This is a genomic window from Streptomyces yaizuensis (genome assembly GCF_034961445.1).
Taxonomy (GTDB): domain Bacteria; phylum Actinomycetota; class Actinomycetes; order Streptomycetales; family Streptomycetaceae; genus Streptomyces; species Streptomyces yaizuensis.
This window is the reverse complement of record NZ_BSBI01000032.1, coordinates 2,501-5,018: the sequence shown is the minus strand read 5'-3', so window position 1 is coordinate 5,018 and position 2,518 is coordinate 2,501. Positions and strand designations below refer to the sequence as shown.

General features: G+C 56.9%; 1 rRNA gene (only partly in view). It reads right to left on the bottom strand.

Annotated features, from left to right (window positions below):
- Positions 1–22: 22 nt before the first annotated feature.
- Positions 23–2,518, bottom strand: a 23S ribosomal RNA gene (locus SYYSPA8_RS37050) (it continues 628 nt past the right edge of the window).

Genomic DNA, 2,518 nt, shown 5'->3' with positions numbered 1-2,518 from the left:
AACACAGTGGACGCGAGCAACTGAGGACAAGCCCTCGGCCTATTAGTACCAGTCAACTCCACCGGTCACCCGGCTTCCATATCTGGCCTATCAACCCAGTCGTCTACTGGGAGCCTTACCCCATCAAGTGGGTGGGAGTCCTCATCTCGAAGCAGGCTTCCCGCTTAGATGCTTTCAGCGGTTATCCCTCCCGAACGTAGCCAACCAGCCATGCCCTTGGCAGGACAACTGGCACACCAGAGGTTCGTCCGTCCCGGTCCTCTCGTACTAGGGACAGCCCTTCTCAAGACTCCTGCGCGCGCAGCGGATAGGGACCGAACTGTCTCACGACGTTCTAAACCCAGCTCGCGTACCGCTTTAATGGGCGAACAGCCCAACCCTTGGGACCGACTCCAGCCCCAGGATGCGACGAGCCGACATCGAGGTGCCAAACCATCCCGTCGATATGGACTCTTGGGGAAGATCAGCCTGTTATCCCCGGGGTACCTTTTATCCGTTGAGCGACGGCGCTTCCACAAGCCACCGCCGGATCACTAGTCCCGACTTTCGTCCCTGCTCGACCCGTCGGTCTCACAGTCAAGCTCCCTTGTGCACTTACACTCAACACCTGATTGCCAACCAGGCTGAGGGAACCTTTGGGCGCCTCCGTTACTCTTTAGGAGGCAACCGCCCCAGTTAAACTACCCATCAGACACTGTCCCTGATCCGGATCACGGACCCAGGTTAGACATCCAGCACGACCAGAGTGGTATTTCAACAGCGACTCCACGAACACTGGCGTGCCCGCTTCACAGTCTCCCACCTATCCTACACAAGCCGAACCGAACACCAATATCAAACTGTAGTAAAGGTCCCGGGGTCTTTCCGTCCTGCTGCGCGAAACGAGCATCTTTACTCGTAGTGCAATTTCACCGGGCCTATGGTTGAGACAGTCGAGAAGTCGTTACGCCATTCGTGCAGGTCGGAACTTACCCGACAAGGAATTTCGCTACCTTAGGATGGTTATAGTTACCACCGCCGTTTACTGGCGCTTAAGTTCTCAGCTTCGCCAGAACGAATCCTGGCTAACCGGTCCCCTTAACGTTCCAGCACCGGGCAGGCGTCAGTCCGTATACATCGCCTTACGGCTTCGCACGGACCTGTGTTTTTAGTAAACAGTCGCTTCTCGCTGGTCTCTGCGGCCACCCCCAGCTCACCGAGTAAATCGGATCACCAGAAATGGCCCCCCTTCTCCCGAAGTTACGGGGGCATTTTGCCGAGTTCCTTAACCATAGTTCACCCGAACGCCTCGGTATTCTCTACCTGACCACCTGAGTCGGTTTAGGGTACGGGCCGCCATGAAACTCGCTAGAGGCTTTTCTCGACAGCATAGGATCATCCACTTCACCACAATCGGCTCGGCATCAGGTCTCAGCCTTCATGTGTGACGGATTTGCCTATCACACGGCCTACACCCTTACCCCGGGACAACCACCGCCCGGGCTGGACTACCTTCCTGCGTCACCCCATCGCTTACCTACTACCACTTCGGACCGTCGGCTCCACCACTCCCCCTCACTCCGAAGAGATCAAGGGCGGCTTCACGGACTTAGCATCAGAGGATTCGATATTGGGCGTTTCAAAGCGGGTACCGGAATATCAACCGGTTGTCCATCGACTACGCCTGTCGGCCTCGCCTTAGGTCCCGACTTACCCTGGGCAGATCAGCTTGACCCAGGAACCCTTAGTCAATCGGCGCACACGTTTCCCACGTGTGTATCGCTACTCATGCCTGCATTCTCACTCGTGAACCGTCCACCACTGCCTTCCGGCGCGGCTTCACCCGGCACACGACGCTCCCCTACCCATCACAGTCCCCGTTGGGGGTATGTACTGCAATGACACGACTTCGGCGGTACGCTTGAGCCCCGCTACATTGTCGGCGCGGAATCACTTGACCAGTGAGCTATTACGCACTCTTTCAAGGGTGGCTGCTTCTAAGCCAACCTCCTGGTTGTCTCTGCGACTCCACATCCTTTCCCACTTAGCGTACGCTTAGGGGCCTTAGTCGATGCTCTGGGCTGTTTCCCTCTCGACCATGGAGCTTATCCCCCACAGTCTCACTGCCGCGCTCTCACTTACCGGCATTCGGAGTTTGGCTAAGGTCAGTAACCCGGTAGGGCCCATCGCCTATCCAGTGCTCTACCTCCGGCAAGAAACACACGACGCTGCACCTAAATGCATTTCGGGGAGAACCAGCTATCACGGAGTTTGATTGGCCTTTCACCCCTAACCACAGGTCATCCCCCAGGTTTTCAACCCTGGTGGGTTCGGTCCTCCACGACCTCTTACAGCCGCTTCAACCTGCCCATGGCTAGATCACTCCGCTTCGGGTCTTGAGCGCGCTACTGAATCGCCCTGTTCGGACTCGCTTTCGCTACGGCTTCCCCACACGGGTTAACCTCGCAACACACCGCAAACTCGCAGGCTCATTCTTCAAAAGGCACGCAGTCACGAGATACGAGCAAGCTCGTATCCG